We start from the raw sequence: 18,088 nt of genomic DNA, 5'->3' as shown, positions 1-18,088 counted from the left end.
CCGCCGGAGGGCTGATTCAGGGCCTGCGCAGCCGCAGCGTCATCAGCTCGAACGGACGCAGCCGTACGGTGATCCGCTCGCCCTCGCAAACCGGTTGCGGGGCCTGGGCGAGCGGGCGTTCCAGCAGGTCGGTCGCCGTGAGAGCGCTGAACGGGAAATCGGCCACGAGGGTGGGCCGGGCCCGGCCGCCGTGGGCCTCATGGAAGCGGATCACCACATCGCCGCTGCCGTCATCGGCGAGCTTGACCGCCGTGACGACGACCGCGTCGTCGTCCACGGTGACCAGCGGGGCCACGTCCCGGGCGCCGGTCGTACGGCGTTCGGGCAGATTGATCCGCCAGCCCTCGCGGACCGCGTCGGCGATCGCGGCGCCGGGGACGAGGGCGTGCCGGAAGCGGTGGGTGCCCTGGTCGGTCTCGGGGTCGGGGAAGCGCGGGGCGCGCAGCAGGGAGGCCCGGACCGTGGTGGTCGTACCCCGGTCGCCGTCGGTCCGTACGGTGCGGGTGACGTCGTGCCCGTACGTCGCGTCGTTGACGAGGGCCACGCCCCAGCCGGGTTCCGCCAGGTGGACGAAGCGGTGGTTGCAGGCCTCGAACTTGGCGGCCTCCCATGAGGTGTTGGTGTGGGTGGGGCGGAAGACATGCCCGAACTGGGTCTCGGACGCGTACCGTTCGGCGTGCAGGTCGAGCGGGAAGGCCAGTTTCAGGATCTTCTCCGTCTCGTGCCAGTCGACCTCCGTGTCGACGATCAGCCGCCGCTGCCCCGGGGGCAGCGAGAACACCTGGGTGGCACGGGAGTCGCCGAAGGAGCGGACGATCCGTACCGAGGTCCCGTCCGCGCCGACGCCGATCCCGTCGGTGTCCGTGAGGTCGGTGACGGTGTTGCGGTAGAAGGAGTCGACGTCCCAGGCGTCCCACATGTTCGGGAAGTCCTGGTGGAGTTGGAGGAGTCCGGCCGCCGCGCCGGGGGCGACGGCCTCGCGGTCGGCGGTGAGGTCGCGGGCGGAGACGACCAGTCCCCGGGCGTCGATCTCGATGTGCAGCAGTCCGTTGTCGAGCACGTACCCGCCCGCCGCGCGCGGCTCCAACGCCGTGCCCGCCGCCGCCCCTGAGGACGGCCGGGCGCCCGCCGCCGGTACCCCGTCGTGCGCGTACGGCGCCGAGTTGAAGACCAGCTCCCGGTCCCCCTCCCCCGCCAGTGCCCGCTGCGCCCCGGCAATGATCGCCTCCAGTTCTCCCGCGACCCTCGCGTAGGTCGCCCGCGCCTCCCGGTGCACCCAGGCGATGGAGGAGCCGGGCAGGATGTCATGGAACTGGTGCAGCAGGACCGTCTTCCAGATGCGGTCCAACTCCGCGTAGGGGTAGGGGTGTCCGGTGCGCACGGCGGCGGTCGCGGCCCACAGCTCGGCCTCCCTGAGCAGGTGTTCGCTGTGCCGGTTGCCCCGCTTGGTCCCGGCCTGGCTGGTGAGGGTGGCGCGGTGCAGTTCCAGGTACAACTCCCCCACCCACACGGGGGCGTCGGGGTATTCGGCCGCCGCCTTCTCGAAGAAGGCGCCCGGTGTCTCCCAGACGACGGTGGGCGAGCCCTCCAGATCGCGCAGCCGGGCCGCCCTGCCGACCATCTCCCGGGTGGTGCCGCCGCCCCCGTCGCCGTAGCCGGTGGGCGCGAGGGAGTGCCGGGCGCGGCCCTTCTCCCGGAAGTTGCGTGCGGCGTGGGCGAGTTCGGAGCCGTGCAGGGCGCAGTTGTAGGTGTCGACGGGCGGGAAGTGGGTGAGGACGCGGGTGCCGTCGATGCCCTCCCAGTGGAAGGTGTGGTGCGGGAAGCTGTTCGTCCTCGACCAGGAGATCTTCTGCGTCAGCAGCCACTTGGCGCCCGCCGCCCGGATGATCTGCGGCAGCCCGGCGGCGAAACCGAAGGTGTCGGGCAGCCACACCTCCTCGTTCTCCAGGCCGAACTCCTCCAGGAAGAACCGTTTGCCGTGCACGAACTGCCGGGCCATCGCCTCCGACCCTGGCATGTTGGTGTCCGACTCCACCCACATCCCGCCGGCCGGCACGAACCGCCCCGTCGCCACCGCCTGGCGCACCCGCGCCCAGACCTCGGGCCGGTGCTCCTTCACCCAGGCCCACTGCTGCGCCTGGGACATGGCGAACACGAACTCCGGCCGGTCCTCGATCAGGGCGGTCATGCTGGCCGCCGTCCGGGCCACCTTGCGCACCGTCTCGCGCAGCGGCCACAGCCAGGCGGAGTCGATGTGCGCGTGCCCGACGGCGCTGATCCGGTGCGCGGAGGGGGCGGCGGGCGCGGACAGCACACCGGCCAGCTGTTCGCGGGCGCGGGCCGCCGTGCCGTTCACGTCCTGGAGGTCGACGGCGTCCAGGGAGCGTTCGACGGCGCGCAGGATGTCGTACCGGCGCGCGGCGTCGACCGGCAGCTCGGCCATCAGTTCGCCGAGCACCTCCAGATCGAGGACCAGCTGCCACACGGTCTCGTCGAAGACGGCGAGGTCCATGCGGCCGAGCGTGTACTGCGGCGCGCTCCCTGCGGTCTCCTTCTCGCCGAGGGGGGTGGGCCCCGGCCCGAAGACCAGCGGATTGGCGGCGGCCTCGATATGCAGGCACACCGGCTCGCCGCCCGCGGCGGGGGCCCCGATCCGCACCCACTGGTTGCGCGGGTTCAGGCCCTTCACCGGGGTGCCGTCGGGCCGGTGGACCAGCCCCTCGCACTGGAATCCGGGCAGGTCCTGCTCGAAGCCCAGGTCGAGCAGGGCCTCGACGGTCCGGCCCGCCCACGCCTCGGGCACGGTCCCGGTCACCCGGAACCAGCTGGTGCCCCAGGGGGCGCCCCACGGGGTGCCCACCTCGATCGGCCGGTGCTCGGCGGCGAGCCCCTCGGCGACCGGCACGGGCTCGCCGGGCGCATGCCACACCGCGACCTGGAGCGGCACGGACTCGGGGTACACGGCCGGGCGGATGCGCTCGGTCAGGACGCGGCGCAGGCGGTCCTCCACCAGAGTGCGGTCGTCATGCATACGGGATGCTCCCTGCTGGGTTCCGGTCGTTCACGGGCCGGGCTCGCCCAGGACATGCGCCGGGCTCGTCAAGGCCGTGCGCCGGGCTCGCCGAGGACACGCGTCGGGCTCGCTGCGGATTCACTGAGGAACGCATTCCCCTCCGACGGCCGCCGGACCCTCGACGTACCGTGCTCGACGGGGCACAGTTCTCCCTGCGCCCCTGTGCGTACCGGCGAGTAGCCGACGACTGACCGAGGAGTGCCGTGGGGAACTGGGCCGGGCGGAGCGCCGCCGACATAGCCGCCGCCGTGCGGGAGAAGCGGGTGACGCCACGGGAGGTGGTGGCGGAGCACCTGGCGCGGATCGAGCGGTACGACGGGCGGATCGAGGCGTTCCGCACCGTACGGGCGCGGGCGGCGCTCGCCGAGGCGGACGAGGTGGGCGCGCGCGCCGATCTGGCCGAACTGCCGCTCGCGGGCGTGCCGGTGGCGGTGAAGGACAACCTGGCGGTGCGCGGCGAGTCCCACCGCGACGGCTCCGCCGCGACCCCGGACACCCCGGCGGCCGAGGACCATGTCACGGTGGCGCGGCTGCGGGCGGCGGGCGCGGTGGTCGTGGGCCTGACGAACGTGCCCGAGCTGTGTGTCTTCGGTACGACCGAGGGGCCGTACGGCGTCTCGCGCAACCCCTGGGACACCACGCGCACGGCGGGCGGGTCCTCCGGGGGCAGTGCCGCCGCCGTGGCCGCCGGGTTCGTGCCGATCGCGCTCGGCAACGACGGCATGGGCTCCCTGCGCATCCCGGCGGCGAACTGCGGACTCGTCACCCTGAAACCGGGGTTCGGGGTGGTCCCGGCGGGGATCGGCCACGGCGACTGGTTCGGCATGTCGGAGAACGGTCCGCTGGCCACCACGGTCGAGGATCTGCGGCTGACGCTGGGCGTGCTGGCCGGTGCGGACTTCCCCGCCGCCGAGCCGGCCGCCGAGGAGCCCGCGCGGCGCACGATCGCCGTGGCCCTGCGCAATCCGCTCCCCGTGGCGGGCGTCGGCCGCCCGTACGCGAGCGCGGTCCGGCAGGCCGCTGGGGCGCTGGCGCGGGCGGGCCACCGGGTGCGCCGCGCGGAGCCGCCGTACCCCCTGACCATGGGGGTGAGCGCGCTCAAGCACTGGACGGCGGGGACGGCGGTGGACGCCGAGGGCCTGGACCCGGCGCGGCTGGCCCGGCGCACCCGGGTGCACGCGGCGATCGGGCGGCGCTTCGTCGGCCCGGTCCGCACCGGCACCGAACGCGAGCGCCTGCGCGCCCGGCTGACCCCGTTCCTCACCGAGCACGACGTACTGCTCACCCCGGCCCTGGCCCGCCGCTCCCCCGCCGCCGGGCCCTGGCACGAACGCGGCTGGCTGCGCAACGTCCTCGCCAACTCGGCCTACTCGCCCTTCACCCCGCCCTGGAACCTGACCGGCTGGCCCGCGATGTCCGTCCCCGTCGGCACCCTGCCCTCGGGCGCCCCCGCCGCCGTCCAACTGGTGGGCCGCCCCGGCACGGAGGCCGTCCTGCTGGACCTGGCGGCGGAGCTGGAGCGCTCGCTCCCCTGGCGTCGTACGGCGCCGCCGGGCGACTGACGCGGGCGGCGCCCAGGCGCGCCGCCCGCACCTCTTTGCCGCTCTCAGTCCTGTTCCCCGATGAGCCGCCGGGCCTCCTCGACCCACCCCGAGACCGTCTCGGCGCCGCAGCTCTCGGCGACCTTCCGGGCCTCGTCGAGGTGTCCGGACGCGGTCGCCGGGTCCCCGGTCTCGGCGGCGAGGTAGCCGAGCGCCACCAGCCCGGCCGCCTCGCCCTCCGGGAAGCCGATCTCCCGGCGCAGCGCCACCGATTCGGTCAGCCGCTCCCGGGCCCGCTCGAAGCGCCCGGCGTCCTTGTCGGCGAAGCCGAGATGCCGCACGGCGTACGACATCGTCCTGCGGTCGCCGATCTCACGCGCCAGCGCGTACGACCGCTCGAAGTACGGCACCCCGGCCGGGCCGTCCCCCTTCACCACCTGGTGGCAGCAGCCGATCCAGAACAGCGCGTCCGCCTCCCCGGGACCGTCCCCGAGGCGCCGGTACAGCTCGGCGGCCCGTTCGAACAGCGCCAGTTCCTCGGGCCGCTCCTCGCGGTCGCCAAGGAAGCGCAGGTGCAGCACCTTGCCCCGGGCGAGCGCGAGCGGCGCCTCGACCGCGTCCAGCACATCGTCCGACCGCTCCAGCGCGCCCGCGTCCCCCCGGAACATCGCCGCCTCGAACAGCTCCCCCGCCTGCCCGATCCAGTCCAGCTCCCGCATGTCCCGCCCCTCCCCGTCGATGTGAACAGCGCCGAGGCTATCCGCCCGCGCCGGGCGCGGTCCGGGGATTTCCGCAAGGGTCAGACGAGCGACCTGTGCATGACGTGCAGACCGACCGGGCCGTGCCGGGGGTGTTCGAACGCCTCGGGGATGGTGGCCAGGACCGTGAAGCCGAGTGAGGTCCACAGGCGTACGGCGGGGTTGGTCTCGACGACGGCGTTGAAGACCATCGCGCGGTAGCCGTGGCGGACGGCCTCGGTGAGGACGTGCTCGGCGAGGGCGCGGCCGACGCCCCGGCCGGTGTGGGCGGGATCGACCATGAATCCGGCGTTGGCGACATGGGCGGCGGGCCCGCCGTAGTTGGCCGTGAGGTAGGCGGAGCCGGTCAGGGTGCCCGTGGGGTCCTCGGCGACGTACACGCGCTTGGCCGGGCTCATCCACAGGGCGCGGGCGGCGGGCTCGTCGGTGCCGGGGTCCCAGGCGTACGTCTCGGCGGCGGCGACGATCCGGTGCCAGAACGGCCAGATCCGCGGCCAGTCCTCGGGTACGGCTTCTCTGATCGGCATGGGCGTGATTCTCGCAGCACGCCCATGCGCGGCGGCGATCGTGACCGAGGAGGTCAGTCCACGCTCGGCAGGATATGGGGCTCGGCGAGGTCTTCCTCGTAGCCCGCGAGGCGGATGGGGGCGGACCGGGCCCACACGTCGAGGCTGCCGAGTTCTCCGGGCCGGCGGCTCGGACGCTCCGGGTACTCTTCGGGGCTTTGCTCGCGTTTCGTCTTCTCCGGTGTCACCGCGCACTCCTTATGTGTCGGGTCACCCTCGGGGCGTACCGGACAATCTGCGCTCCGGCGCTCGCCGCCCGCTCGGGTCTGGATGGAAGGCCAGTTCGGGCGCGGTGGCGCCGGTACTTCGGGCGGAGCGGGCCGGTGATCTGCGGCACGCTCCCGGACGGACGAAATGGGTGGGGGTGGGACCCCTTTTCGCTGTCCGTCCACTCCAGATTAACCAAATGAGCGGGCTGCCGCTCGATAGGGAGTGCAAACAAGGGGTAACTATCGCGTTTCGAACGGCAACCCAATACCGTCCAATATGGAGCTATACATAACAAAGCGCATCGCGGGCGCGACGGTCCGTATCACCCGTTCGGCCTACGTCACGCGGTTCGCGCCGCAGTTCAGGTGCCGTTGGCCGGGCCGCAAGCTCACCATGGTCTGCTGGCGCCCGACACGGCCCTCTTGCGGAAGGACGGACGCATGGAGCTGCGCAGCGTCGAGGAGCTGATGGACCTGCTGCACGCGGGGCGGCCCCAGCACGCGCTGCGGACCGCCGCGCTGCTGCGCCGCGGCCGCCCCGCCGACAAGGAGCTCCAGGTGGCGGGGCTGGTCCAGGGCATCGGGCCGCTGCTGGCCCCGGGCGACGAGGCGGACTCGGCCCGCCGCGCCGCCGCCGCGGTACGGCCGCTGCTCGGGGAACGGGTGTTCCGGCTGGTGCGCGGGGACACGGGCGCCGCCGCCGATGACGTCCTGCGGCTGCGGCTGGCCCGGGAGGAGGGCCGTACGGCGGGCTTCGACGCCGGGGTGCTGGAGGACTGGCGCACAGTCCTGGAACTGGTCGCCGCCCGCCGCTGCCGGCTCGACGCGGTCGACTGACCCCCGGGGCGGGCCCCGGAGATCAGTGCGCGGCGCTTCCTACCACTTGCCGGGCGCGTAGTCCTTGAGGAAGACGCCGTACACGTCGTCGCCGTCCTCGCCGCGCACGATCGGGTCGTAGACGCGGGCCGCGCCGTCGACCAGGTCCAGGGGCGCGTGGAAACCGGCCTCGGCGAGGCGCAGCTTGTCGTAGTGCGGGCGCTCGTCGGTGATCCAGCCGGTGTCGACGGAGGTCATGAGGATGCCGTCGGTGTCGAACATCTCCTGGGCGCTGGTCCGCGTCACCATGTTCATGGCCGCCTTGGCCGCGTTGGTGTTCGGATGCCCGGCGCCCTTGTAGCCGCGGTTGAACACCCCTTCCATCGCCGAGACGTTGACGACGTACGACCGTCCGCGCGCCGCCTTGCGGGCCGCGTCGGCCATCGCCGGGCGGAGCATGCTGATCAGGATGAACGGCGCCGTGTAGTTGCACAGCTGGGTCTCCAGCAGCTCCACCGGGGAGATCTGCTCGATGGACTGCACCCAGGTGTTGGAGTCCACGACGTCCGGGACGAGGCCGCCCGCGTCGATCGCGGTCCCGTCCAGGTGCCGGGCGACGCTGGCGTTGCCCGCGACCAGCGCGAGGTCGGCGACCTGCTGCGCGTCCAGGCCACCGGCCCGCGCCTCCAGGGCGCCGGTGCCGAGGGGCAGCGCGGCGATGCCGTCGACGGCGCCCGAGTTGAAGGCGCCGATCACCTGGTGGGCGGGGAGTTCACCGGCGGGCAGCGGGGCGCTCTCGCCCTCGACCAGCGCGGCGTACGCCGAGGGCAGCCGGCGTACGGTCTGCGTCGCGTTGTTGATCAGGATGTCGAGCGGCCCGGCCTCGGTGACCCGCTCGGCCAGGGACACGGCCTGCGCCGGGTCGCGCAGGTCGATGCCGACGACCTCCAGGCGGTGCAGCCAGTGCGCCGAGTCCTCCATCGCCTTGAAGCGGCGGATGGCGTCCTTGGGGAACCGGGTGGTGATCGTGGTGTGCGCGCCGTCGCGCAGCAGCCGCAGCGCGATGTACATGCCGATCTTGGCGCGGCCACCGGTGAGCAGGGCGCGCTTGCCGCCGAGGTCGGCGCGGGCGTCCCGCTTGGCGCGGTTCAGATCGGCGCACCGGGGACAGAGCTGGTGGTAGAAGTAGTCGACCTCGACGTAGCGGGTCTTGCAGGTGTAGCAGGAGCGCGGGCGCTGGAGTATGCCCGCGATGCGGCCCTCCTCGACCTTCGAGGAGGGCAGGATGCCCTCGGTCTCGTCGTCGATGCGCTCGGCGGAGCCGGTGGCCGTGGCCTCGGTGACCGCGCGGTCGTGCGCGGTCTTGGCGGCCCGGCGCTCCTGGCGGCGGCGCTGCTTGACCGTCCGGTAGAGGGACGAGGTGGCCCGGCGCACCAGGATCGCGTCGGGGTGGTCGACGTCGATCGTGTCGAGTTCCTCCAGCACGCCGAGGCAGACGGCCAGCCGCTCGGGGTCGATCCCCGGGCCGTGGACGACCTCTTCCGCGGCCTTGGGGTCCGTGGCCGTGGAGTCCATGTCCATGGGGTCCGTGGGCATGGACTCCGTGGCCATGGAGCCGTCTTCTGTCACCGTCATCGCGCTGCCGTTTCCCTGATCCCGCGCAGCGCTCCGACTCACGCCCGCTATCGAACGCGAAATTCTAACGGAGCGCGGGCGGCGGAAGCGAAACCCGATCGGAGCGGGGACGGAACCGGTGGGGAGGCGGGGACGGAACGGAGTCGGCGGGGAGCCGGGGCGGAGCGCAGCCGGGCGGGGAACCAGGGCGCGCGGAGCCGGGCGGGGAACCAGGGTGGAGCGCAGCCGGGCGGGGAACCAGGGCGAAACGGAGCCAGGCGGGGAACCAGGGCGAAGCGCAGCCGAGCGGGGAACCAGGGCGAAACGGAGCCAGGCGGGGAACCAGGGCGAAGCGCAGCCGGGCGGGGAACCAGGGCGAAACGGAGCCGGGCGGGGAACCAGGGCGGAGCGCAGCCAGGCGGGGAGCTGAGGCGGAGCGCGGCCAGGCGGGGAGCTGAGGCGGAGCGCGGCCAGGCGGGGAGCTGAGGCGGAGCGCGGCCGGGCGGGGAACGGGGCGGCTCCGGCCGGGCCCCGTCCCTCAGCAGTCGCACGCCGCCAGCAGCGTCGCCACCTCCGTCGACACCGCGTGCGCGAACCGGTCCAGGTCCGGTACCGCCGCCGCGTCCGCGACCAGGCCGTAGTGCACCCGCCCGCGGTACGTCGAGATCGCGACGGCGAGCGACTGGCCGGGCGCGAGCGGGGCCAGCGGGTAGACCTCGGTCAGCTGGTGGCCGCCGAGCCGCAGTCCCACGCCGGGCAGCGGCACGCTCGTGACCAGGATGTCGAACCACAGCCGCGCGGCCTGGCCGACGAGCGGGCCGCCGAGCCGGTGGCCGAGCGCCGGCACATGGTCGGCGAGCAGCGCGACCGCGCCGGCGCCCCGGTCGGGGCCCGCGTCCTTGTTGCGGACCATCGCGGTGCGCACGGCGGCGAGCCGGCCGAGCGGGTCGGGCTCGTCCACGGGGAGCCGTATCAGATAGCCGGAGAGCCGGTTGCCGGGTGGCTGGGCGGTGCGCGGACGGCGCCGGGAGACGGGGATCAGGGCGCGCGGCGCCACCCCCGTGCTGCCGTCGCCGCGTTCGTCGAGCCAGCGGCGCAGCGCACCGGCGACGACCGCGATCAGGACATCGTTGACGGTGCCGCCCGCCGTCTTGCGCACCCGGTGCACATCGTCGATGTCCAGGACGACACCGGCGGTGCGGCGGGTGCCGCTGGGCCGGGAGGCGAGCGCGGTGCTCGGGCGCATGCGCAGGGTGGACAGGGCAAGGGAGGCGCCGATGTCCAGGGCCCGCCCCGCATCGCACAGGGTGCCCCTGACCAGGCCGGGGAGCATGCCGGGCAGCTCACGCACATCCGGCAGCACCCGGCGCGGCGGCTCCGCGGGGCGGGCCGGCCGCTCGGGCATGTCCATCGGATCGAGGACGCCCGCGGCGAGCTTGAGCGCGCGCAGCCCGTCGGCGAGGGCGTGATGGAACTTGAAGAGCACGGCGAAGGAGACCCCGTCCTCGCCGGGCAGGACATGCGCCTCCCAGGGCGGGCGGCCGCGCTCCAGGGGACGCTCCATCAGCCGTCCGGCGGCCGCGTGGAAATCACCGGTCGGTGCGTGCAGCCGTACATGGTTCAGCGGATCGAAGTCCGGGTCCGCCTCGCGGGTGGCACCGCCGAAGGCGAGCGGCCCCCAGACGTCGCGGATGCGCAGGCGGAGCCCGGGGACGGCGGCGGCGCGGGCGGCGAGCAGGTCGGCGGCGTGGGCGCCCGCGGTGGGCGAGTGCGCGCCGAAGACACCGAGTGCGCCCAGGTGCATCGGGTGCCGGTCGGACTCGATGTTCCAGAAGGCCAGGTCGAGGGGAGCGAGCAAATCGGAGGTCACGGGCTTGCCTCGCGCGTCGACGGAAGGGAACTTCAGTCAATCCCCGACAGTCGATTACGGTCAAGTGTGATCGATATACGCTCAGTTAACAACGCATAAAGTCCCGCCCCGCCGAACGGGGCGGGACTCAGGAGACGCCTGAGGTCACTTCAGTACCGGGGGCGCCGCCTGGGCCGACGTACCCCACCCTGACGGGCGCGGGCCGACCGTGAACGCCAGCGAGCGCAGGGAGCGCAGCGCACGCGTCGTCAGATACGTCCGCCCGTGGGCCGAACCGTCGACGCGCACGCCCTGGACGTAGCGGTCGGCGGCCGAGGTGCCGGGCGCGGTGACGGTCAGTCCCCCGCTCGGCCAGTAGCGGCGGTCCAGGGCGAGGTCGACGCGGTCGAAGACCGGGGTGGACAGGCCCCAGGTGTCGTAGCCGGGCTGGATCGGGAACAGCCCGATGGAGGACAGCACGTTCCAGGCGGACATGGTGCCGAGGTCGTCGTTGCCGGTCATGCCGGTGGGGCCGTCGGTGAACAGGGTCAGGGCCGCGTGCACGACGTCGGTGGTCTTCCACGGCTGGCCGGTGGCGAGGTAGGTGTAGGGCGCGATCAGATCGGGCTCGTTCATCGGGTTGTAGACGGCCGCGTTGTAGTAGGCGTACGCGTCGCCGTGCACCCAGACCTCACGGGCCGTCCGCGCCGGGTCGGCGAGCAGCCGGTCGTAGGCGAAGAAGGAGTCCAGGCGGTCGTTGGCGGCGCGCTTGCCGCCGATCAGTTCGACCATGCCGGTCAGGTCCTGCGGGACCAGCCACTGGTACTGCCAGGCCGTGCCCTCGTGGAAGCCGGTGCCGAGCGCCGGGTCGGGGGAGCCGGTGAAGGCGCCGGAGGCGTCACGGGCCCGGAAGAAGCCGGTCGAGGGGTCGAAGATGGTGCGGTAGTGGCGCGAGCGGGCCGCGTACCGCGCCGCGTCGGCGTCATGCCCGAGGCCCCGGGCCATCTGGGCGAGCATGGCGTCGGCGAGGGCGTACTCCAGGGTGACGGAGGCACCGTGGTGGTAGTCGGAGTCGCCCATCTTGGCCAGTGGCCGGTCCTTGTCGAACGGGGCGAAGCCGTCCCTGATGTACTCGGCGTTGGCCTCCCGCCCGATGCCCGGGTTGGCGGCGGGCGGCACCCCGTCCGCGTTCTTGCGCAGCGCCCGGTAGGCCCGCTCCTCGAACCCCTTCAGCAGGCCCGTCTGATAGGCCGTGGTCAGGAACGGGGTGACCGGGTCGCCGCTCATCACGTTCGTCTCGACCGGGCCGTAGCCCCACTTGGGCAGCCAGCCGCCGTCCTCGTCGATCGCCACCACCGAGCGGGCCATGTCCCGCGCCTCACGCGGCGCGAGCAGGGCGAGCAGCTGGGCCTGGGTGCGGTAGGTGTCCCAAAGCGACCAGTTCTGGTAGTACGTGAACCCCTGCGCGCGGTGGATACGCCGGTCCCAGCCGAAGTAGCGGCCGTCGGCGTCGCCGCCGACGTTGGGCGCGAGGTACGAGCGGTACAGCGAGGAGTAGAACGTACGGCGCAGGGTGTCGGTGCCGCCCCGGACCCGCACCCCCGCGAGCCGCGTCTCCCACTGCGCGCGGGCCGCCCGGCGCACCGCGTCGAACGACCGGCCGCCCTCGGCCCGCAGATTGCCCGCGGCGCCCGCCGGGCCGACGTACGACAGCGCGGTGGTCGCCTCGACCGTACGGTCCCCGGTGGTGTCGAAGCGGACATAGGCGCCGCCCCGTCCGGCGCGCGAGCCCGCGGTGACGGTGGCGCCGTCCCAGGTGCCGTACGCGGTGAAGGGGCGGCTGAAACGGGTGATCGTGTAGACCGTGTACGGACCGGTGTCCCGGCAGAAGCCGTGCCCGGTGATCTCGGTGCGCACCGTGCGGTCGTCCAGGATCTCCACCTTGCTGCCGCTCGCCTTGTGCAGCGACTGGGCCGCGTTCAGCAGGACGTTGGCCTTGGTGGTGGCGGGGAAGGTGTAGCGCTGCACGCCGGTGCGGGCGGAGGCGGTCAACTCGGCGCGGATACCGGAGGCGAGGCCGACGCGGTAGTAGCCGGGGCTCGCCGTCTCGTCGCCGTGCGCGAAGGCGGCCGCGTACTTGGCGTCGTCGGTCTGCGTGACGTCGCCGGTGGTGGGCAGCACGGGCAGGTCGCCGCCGATCCGGCAGCCCACGCCCGAGAGATGGACCAGTGAGAAGCCGCGGATCCGGCTCTGGGTGTAGTCGTAGCCGGTGTTGTGCCCGGTGTCGGGCGAGAGCTGCACCATGCCGAAGGGCACGGCGGCGCCGGGGAAGGTGTTGCCCTCGTCCTGGCTCCCGATGAAGGGGTTCACCAGGTCGGTGAGGTGGCCGTCGGTCCGCTCGGCGGCTCCTGCCGCGGGGGTGGCGATCAGCGCGGACGCTGCCATCACCCAGGCCAGGCACAGCCGTGTGCGCCGGGTCCCTCTCATCTCGGATGACCTCCGGAGGTTCGACATCGTTGCCTGCATCGTGGCGGGCGAATGCCGTGAAACCGGGCATTGCGCGGCGGGGCGGGTAAACGCGTCGCGGGCGAGGGTGATTTGACGGACCGTGAGAGGAACGCGCCCGGCCGCATTCCTCTCGTACGGGCTTTCAGCCGGTCGGCCCATCTCCCTTGTCCGGTACGGCGGTTGAGGTACGGGTGCCCGGTGCCGTCGGGGGCCGGGAGAAGCAGCAGTCGCCGCACACGCCGCCGCCTGGGACCCGGTAGTACAGGCAGCAGCTGCGGCGGCGGAAGGAGGTGGTGGTGGTGCCGGTGCGGGTTCCTGTGGTCCGCAGCAGGGGGTGGGCGAAGAGTTCACCGGCGAGGGCGCGGGTGCGGGCCGCCGTGTCCGTACGGCCCTCGGCGCGCGCCCAGCGCTCCAGTTCCCGGGCGGCTCCGGCGAGCGCGGAGCCCGCGTTGCCCCACAGCAGCCCCGACGCGATCCCGTAATGGGCTCTCAGGGTCTCCCCCAGGGGCTCCAGATGGCCGTGCAGCACGGCGTCGGCGAGAGCGGTGGCGGTGGCGGCGAAATCCCCGGGCGCCGGGGACACCTCGGTGAGCCACAGGTCGTCGGGCGCGGTAGCGGCGATGTCCCAGCGCAGCAGGCTCGGGCGCAGCTCGGGCAGCCGGCCGTACAGGACGGCGCAGCCGAGCGCGACCGACCAGAGCCGGGCGGCCAGGCCCTGCTGGGCGAGGGAGGCGGCGACCCGGGGTTCGGGGGTGCGCAGGCGGTGGGCGACGAGACGCACCCGGGCGGTCAGGGGGTCGTCGGGGCCGTCCGGGGCGTAGGCCGCCGCGAGGGTCGGGAGCCCCGCCGGGTTCCCGTACGGGTCCGTGCGCAGGGCGAAGAAGGGGCCCGGCGGGCGGAGGGCGGCGAGTTCGGGGTCGAGATCCACGGGGACACTCGTACCAGGCCCGTTCGCGCACCGGTTGTCGGGGGGCTCCCCCTGGGTAACCCACCTGAGGGATGATCACCGAACCGGTGTACTCCATCGGGAGTAGGACGCATTGCGTGCTCAGGGACGACGACGGGAAGAGCGCGGGCGGGCAGAGTGTTGACCATGGAAGCCGACCGTAGGCCGCGCCGGGCCCAGGCCCCCCGCCGCACGCACAGGAGACGCCGATGAGCGGGAGAGGCCGATGAGCGCCCTCGCGCTGTCCGTGCTGCTGTCGCTCGTGTCCGCCCTCGGCTACGCGGGCGGCGCGATCGTGCAGGAGCGCGTCGCCGTGTCCTCTCCCGGCAGCGCGTATCTCCCGCTGCGCAGGCCCGGTTGGTGGGGCGCGCTCGCGCTCAACGGCCTCGGCGGGCTGCTGCACGTGGTGGCACTGGCGTACGGTCCGCTGAGCATCGTCCAGCCGCTCGGCGCGCTGACCATCGTCTTCGCCCTGCCCCTGGCCACCCTGTGCGTCGGCCGCCGGGCCGGGGCGACCGCCTGGCGGGGCGCCGTGATGGCCACCGTCGGGCTCGCCGGGCTGCTCTCCCTGGTCGGCTCCTCCCAGGACCACGCGCTGGACGCGGCCCAGCGGCTGGCGGCCGCGATCGTCACCGGCGGCGCGGTGGTGGCGCTGATGTGCGCGGGCCGGGCCGCGCACCGGCACCCCGCGGTGCGCAGCGTGCTGCTCGCGACGGCGGCCGGCATAGCGTTCGGCATGTCCTCGGTGTTCACCAAGTCCGTCACCGTCGGCTGGGACGGCGGTCTCGACTCCTCCGGCACCCTGTTCTCACTGGCGCTGATCGCCGTGTTCTCGGTGGCCGGCGTGCTGCTGTCCCAGGCCTCCTACGGGGGCGGCGGCCTGGCCGCGCCGCTCGCCACCCTGACCGTGGTCAACCCGGTCCTGGCCGCCGTCGTCGGCATCCTCATGTTCGGCGAGACCTTCCGCTACGGCACGACGGGCACCCTGCTCGCCCTGGGGTGCGGGGTGCTGGCGGCGGGCGGGCTGATCATGCTGACCACGGAGCGGATGGAGGAGACGGACACGGCGGCCCCCGAACCTTCGGACGCCGGGGCGCGGATCACCGGCACGGTGCTCTCCTCGGTGCCGAGGCAGCGGGTCGACGGGGAGGACGTACGAGGCCCCGCACACACCGACGAACCGCCCATGGAACAGGGGCTGGGGCCGGGTCCGGGGCTGCGCGAACTCCTCGGTCCGGCGGCCGACACCGCCCCGGGGGACGCGGGCGAGCCCGCACCGCCCGGGGAGCGCGCACCGGCGGCGCCGTACGGCCGCCGGACGATCCCGCACCGACGGCGGCCGCGGGTCAGATCCTGACGCCGTGGGCCCGAAGATAGGCGAGCGGATCGATGTCCGAGCCGAAGTCGGGCCCCGTACGCACCTCGAAGTGCAGATGGGGGCCGGTGACATTGCCGGTCGCCCCGGAGCGGGCGATACGGCCGCCGGCGGCGACGCGTTGGCCGACCCGTACGGAGATGGCCGACAGATGGCCGTACTGGGTGTAGTGCCCGTCGGCGTGCCGGATCACCACCTGGTACCCGTAGGAGCCGCCCCAGCCCGCGGCCACCACCTCCCCGGCCTCGGCGGCGTGCACGGCGGTGCCGGTCGGCACGAGGAAGTCGACGCCGGTGTGGTAGCCCTTCGACCAGTAGGGGCCGGCCACGCGGTAGCCGGTGCCGATGGCCGCGTGGACCGGGGCGACGACGCTCTTGCCCTGGTCGTGGACCTTCGGCTTCGCCTGGTGTGAAGTCGGCTTCTTCTCTGCGGACTTGGTGGCCTCGGTGGACTTGATGGTCTCGGTGGCCTTGGCAGGTGCCTTCGTGGCCTTGGCGGGTGCCTTCCTGGCCTTGACGGGTGCTTTCGTGGCCTCGGCGGGTCCGGCGGGGGCCTTCGCGGGGTGCAGGCCGAGCCGCTCGCCCGGCAGGATCAGGTCGGGGTCGGCGCCGACGGTGGCACGGTTGGCCGCGTAGAGCCGCTGCCAGCCGCCCGGCACGTGATGCTCGTCGGCGATGCCGGAGAGGGTGTCGCCGCCGACCACCGTGTACATCGTGGTGCGACCGGCCCGGGACTGGGGCGTGGTCTGGGGGCGCACGTCGTGGGCGGAGGCGTCGAGGGCCCGGCCGGACACGGCGTCCCCGGTGTCGGCCCGCGGGCCGACGGGCGAACCGGCCTCGGTGCCGGTGCGGGCGTCCGCCCCGGTGGCCGTGCCCGCCGCCGTTCCCGCGGCGATCAGCGGAAGCGCGAGGCCCGCGCCGCCCGCCGTGACCGTGAGCGAGGCGCGGTTGATCCTGTTCGGCTGATACCGGCGGTGCCGGCCGCTTAGGGCCATGCGCGAGGTCCCCTCATGCGTCAGGAGGGGCAAAGCTATGTGCCGCGCACATGCCACGACAAGACGGCGTTTCGGCCTTACATGGGCGCCAACTGGCCATGATCGTACGGCTGTTGACGGAGCGCTCCCCGGTCCGCCACGGTCGGCGCCCACGCTCCGCTCCCGGGAATGGCCGGTCTGATGTGCGCTCGCCCTGGGGTCACGTCAGGATGGGCGGGGACCCGTACCACACGGGGGCCGTACTCACGAGGCGATCAGGGAGCAGGCGGTATGAGCACTTCAGCGCAGATCGGCGTCACCGGCCTCGCGGTCATGGGCCGCAACCTCGCCCGGAACTTCGCGCGCAACGGCTACACGGTCGCCCTGCACAACCGCACGGCGTCGCGGACGCACGATCTGGTGAAGGAGTTCGGGCAGGAGGGCGACTTCATCGCGACCGAGACCGCCGAGGAGTTCGTGGCCGCCCTGGAGCGCCCGCGCCGACTGATGATCATGGTCAAGGCCGGTGACCCCACCGACGCGGTGATCAAGGAGTTCGCACCGCTCCTGGAGCCCGGCGACATGATCATCGACGGGGGCAACGCGCACTTCGCGGACACCCGGCGCCGCGAACGCGAGCTGCGCGAGCAGGGCATCCACTTCGTCGGCACCGGGATCTCCGGCGGCGAGGAGGGCGCGCTGCACGGGCCGAGCATCATGCCGGGCGGATCGAAGGAGTCGTACGCCTCGCTGGGCCCGATGCTGGAGAAGATCTCCGCGAAGGCGAAGGACGGCGCGCCCTGTGTGACCCATGTGGGTGCGGACGGCGCCGGGCATTTCGTGAAGATGGTGCACAACGGCATCGAGTACGCCGACATGCAGCTCATCGGCGAGGCGTACCAGCTGCTGCGCGATGTGGCGGGCTACTCACCGGCGCAGATCGCGGACATCTTCCGCACCTGGAACACCGGGCGGCTCGACTCCTATCTGATCGAGATCACCGCCGAGGTGCTGTCCCATGTGGACGCGGCGACCGGCAAGCCGTTCGTGGACGTGGTGGTGGACCAGGCCGAGCAGAAGGGCACCGGCCGCTGGACCGTCCAGATCGCGCTCGACCTCGGCGTCCCGGTCTCCGGCATCGCGGAGGCCGTCTTCGCCCGCTCCCTGTCCGGCCACGCCGCGCTGCGGGCGGCCTCCCGCCATCTCGCCGGTCCCCGGCCGACGCCGCTGAGCGGGGCGGAGGCGGCGGCCTTCGCGGACCGGGTGGAGCAGGCGCTGTACGCGTCCAAGATCGTGTCGTACACCCAGGGCTTCCACGAGATCGCGGCGGGCGGCGAGGAGTACGGCTGGGACATCGACCAGGGCGCCGTCTCTGCGATCTGGCGCGCCGGCTGCATCATCCGCGCGGCCTTCCTCGACCGGATCCGCGCCGCGTACGACGCCCGCCCCGATCTGCCGAGCCTGCTGTCCGACGAGACGTTCGCCCGGGAGATCGCGGCGGCCCAGGACGACTGGCGCGAGGTGCTGGCCGCGGCGGTACGGCAGGGTGTGCCGACGCCGGGCTTCGCGGCGGCCCTGTCCTACTACGACGGGCTGCGCGCCCCCCGGCTGCCCGCGGCGCTCACCCAGGGGCAGCGGGACTTCTTCGGGGCGCACACGTATCGCAGGGTGGACCGGGAGGGGGCGTTCCACACGTTGTGGGGCGGGGATCGGAGCGAGGTGTCGGCGTAGCGCTGCGGCGTGGGCGGGGGCGGGGGCGGGGGGCGCCCTAGTACTGCAACGGTGTTTGCCGTGACTGATGGCCAGGTTGGTCGTTGGTGTGGTTATGGGTGGGGACCTTGCTGATGTCAGGTTGTGGGC

At 73.4% G+C, this 18,088-nt stretch carries 13 protein-coding genes; 4 read left to right on the top strand and 9 right to left on the bottom strand.

The annotated features are described in order from the left end of the window. Positions 1-16: 16 nt before the first annotated feature. Positions 17-3,031 (bottom strand): glycoside hydrolase family 38 C-terminal domain-containing protein, encoded by a 3,015-nt coding sequence (locus tag AB0N90_RS16025; protein WP_365196790.1) that lies wholly within the window; start codon positions 3,029-3,031, stop codon positions 17-19. Positions 3,032-3,276: 245 nt separating this feature from the next. On the opposite strand from AB0N90_RS16025, the gene AB0N90_RS16020 reads away from it, so the two are divergent. Continuing rightward, a complete protein-coding gene (locus AB0N90_RS16020) occupies positions 3,277-4,635 on the top strand; it encodes an amidase (protein WP_365196788.1) in 1,359 nt (452 codons plus the stop codon). Positions 4,636-4,679: 44 nt separating this feature from the next. Here the strand turns inward: AB0N90_RS16020 and AB0N90_RS16015 are convergent, their stop codons facing one another. From AB0N90_RS16015 to AB0N90_RS16005, 3 genes are all read right to left on the bottom strand, one after another. Further along, a complete protein-coding gene (locus AB0N90_RS16015; RefSeq protein WP_365196785.1) occupies positions 4,680-5,333 on the bottom strand; it encodes a tetratricopeptide repeat protein in 654 nt (217 codons plus the stop codon). An 80-nt stretch (positions 5,334-5,413) separates the two neighbouring features. Beyond that, positions 5,414-5,899, bottom strand: coding sequence for a GNAT family N-acetyltransferase (locus tag AB0N90_RS16010; protein ID WP_365196783.1), 486 nt, complete (start codon positions 5,897-5,899; stop codon positions 5,414-5,416). 53 nt (positions 5,900-5,952) lie between these two features. Beyond that, the gene (locus AB0N90_RS16005) at positions 5,953-6,126 is read right to left on the bottom strand and encodes a hypothetical protein (RefSeq protein ID WP_256639817.1); all 174 of its coding nucleotides are present in this window, start codon (positions 6,124-6,126) and stop codon (positions 5,953-5,955) included. A 462-nt stretch (positions 6,127-6,588) separates the two neighbouring features. On the opposite strand from AB0N90_RS16005, the gene AB0N90_RS16000 reads away from it, so the two are divergent. Further along, the gene (locus AB0N90_RS16000) at positions 6,589-6,984 is read left to right on the top strand and encodes a hypothetical protein (protein ID WP_365196780.1); all 396 of its coding nucleotides are present in this window, start codon (positions 6,589-6,591) and stop codon (positions 6,982-6,984) included. A 39-nt stretch (positions 6,985-7,023) separates the two neighbouring features. Here AB0N90_RS16000 and AB0N90_RS15995 read toward each other — a convergent pair whose 3' ends face one another. The 4 genes from AB0N90_RS15995 to AB0N90_RS15980 all read right to left on the bottom strand — a co-directional run bounded on the left by AB0N90_RS15995 (position 7,024) and on the right by AB0N90_RS15980 (position 13,862). Continuing rightward, positions 7,024-8,538 (bottom strand): SDR family NAD(P)-dependent oxidoreductase, encoded by a 1,515-nt coding sequence (locus tag AB0N90_RS15995; RefSeq protein ID WP_365197362.1) that lies wholly within the window; start codon positions 8,536-8,538, stop codon positions 7,024-7,026. A 577-nt stretch (positions 8,539-9,115) separates the two neighbouring features. Then, a complete protein-coding gene (locus tag AB0N90_RS15990; RefSeq protein WP_365196777.1) occupies positions 9,116-10,447 on the bottom strand; it encodes a wax ester/triacylglycerol synthase family O-acyltransferase in 1,332 nt (443 codons plus the stop codon). A 144-nt stretch (positions 10,448-10,591) separates the two neighbouring features. Then, positions 10,592-12,913 carry a GH92 family glycosyl hydrolase gene (locus AB0N90_RS15985; protein ID WP_365196775.1) on the bottom strand — a complete coding sequence of 774 codons (2,322 nt, stop codon included), beginning with the start codon at positions 12,911-12,913 and terminating at the stop codon, positions 10,592-10,594. A gap of 163 nt (positions 12,914-13,076) precedes the next feature. After that, positions 13,077-13,862 carry a (2Fe-2S)-binding protein gene (locus AB0N90_RS15980; protein WP_365196773.1) on the bottom strand — a complete coding sequence of 262 codons (786 nt, stop codon included), beginning with the start codon at positions 13,860-13,862 and terminating at the stop codon, positions 13,077-13,079. A gap of 244 nt (positions 13,863-14,106) precedes the next feature. On the opposite strand from AB0N90_RS15980, the gene AB0N90_RS15975 reads away from it, so the two are divergent. After that, a complete protein-coding gene (locus AB0N90_RS15975; protein WP_365196771.1) occupies positions 14,107-15,237 on the top strand; it encodes a DMT family transporter in 1,131 nt (376 codons plus the stop codon). Here AB0N90_RS15975 and AB0N90_RS15970 read toward each other — a convergent pair. Continuing rightward, a complete protein-coding gene (locus AB0N90_RS15970; protein WP_365196768.1) occupies positions 15,227-16,249 on the bottom strand; it encodes a LysM peptidoglycan-binding domain-containing M23 family metallopeptidase in 1,023 nt (340 codons plus the stop codon). The genes AB0N90_RS15975 and AB0N90_RS15970 overlap by 11 nt on opposite strands. A 270-nt stretch (positions 16,250-16,519) precedes the next feature. Between AB0N90_RS15970 and gndA the strand changes: the two genes are divergently transcribed. Then, positions 16,520-17,959, top strand: a complete 1,440-nt coding sequence (gndA, locus tag AB0N90_RS15965; RefSeq protein WP_365196765.1) for an NADP-dependent phosphogluconate dehydrogenase — start codon at positions 16,520-16,522, stop codon at positions 17,957-17,959. Positions 17,960-18,088: the final 129 nt, after the last annotated feature.

The sequence above is a fragment of the Streptomyces sp. NPDC093018 genome (assembly GCF_040684035.1).
GTDB classification, from domain to species: Bacteria; Actinomycetota; Actinomycetes; order Streptomycetales; family Streptomycetaceae; genus Streptomyces; species Streptomyces murinus.
The sequence above is the reverse complement of the archived record's forward strand: the minus strand, read 5'-3'. Positions and strand labels throughout refer to the sequence as shown.

Bases quoted from the DNA above. Each gene is read 5' to 3' on its own strand.
- AB0N90_RS16025 (WP_365196790.1), bottom strand. From the start codon at position 3,031: ATGCATGACGACCGCACTCTGGTGGAGGACCGCCTGCGCCGCGTCCTG.
- AB0N90_RS16010 (WP_365196783.1), bottom strand. From the start codon at position 5,899: ATGCCGATCAGAGAAGCCGTACCCGAGGACTGGCCGCGGATCTGGCCG.
- AB0N90_RS15975 (WP_365196771.1), top strand. From the start codon at position 14,107: ATGAGCGCCCTCGCGCTGTCCGTGCTGCTGTCGCTCGTGTCCGCCCTC.
- AB0N90_RS16000 (WP_365196780.1), top strand. From the start codon at position 6,589: ATGGAGCTGCGCAGCGTCGAGGAGCTGATGGACCTGCTGCACGCGGGG.
- AB0N90_RS15995 (WP_365197362.1), bottom strand. From the start codon at position 8,538: ATGGACTCCACGGCCACGGACCCCAAGGCCGCGGAAGAGGTCGTCCAC.
- AB0N90_RS15970 (WP_365196768.1), bottom strand. From the start codon at position 16,249: ATGGCCCTAAGCGGCCGGCACCGCCGGTATCAGCCGAACAGGATCAAC.
- AB0N90_RS15985 (WP_365196775.1), bottom strand. From the start codon at position 12,913: ATGAGAGGGACCCGGCGCACACGGCTGTGCCTGGCCTGGGTGATGGCA.
- gndA (WP_365196765.1), top strand. From the start codon at position 16,520: ATGAGCACTTCAGCGCAGATCGGCGTCACCGGCCTCGCGGTCATGGGC.
- AB0N90_RS16015 (WP_365196785.1), bottom strand. From the start codon at position 5,333: ATGCGGGAGCTGGACTGGATCGGGCAGGCGGGGGAGCTGTTCGAGGCG.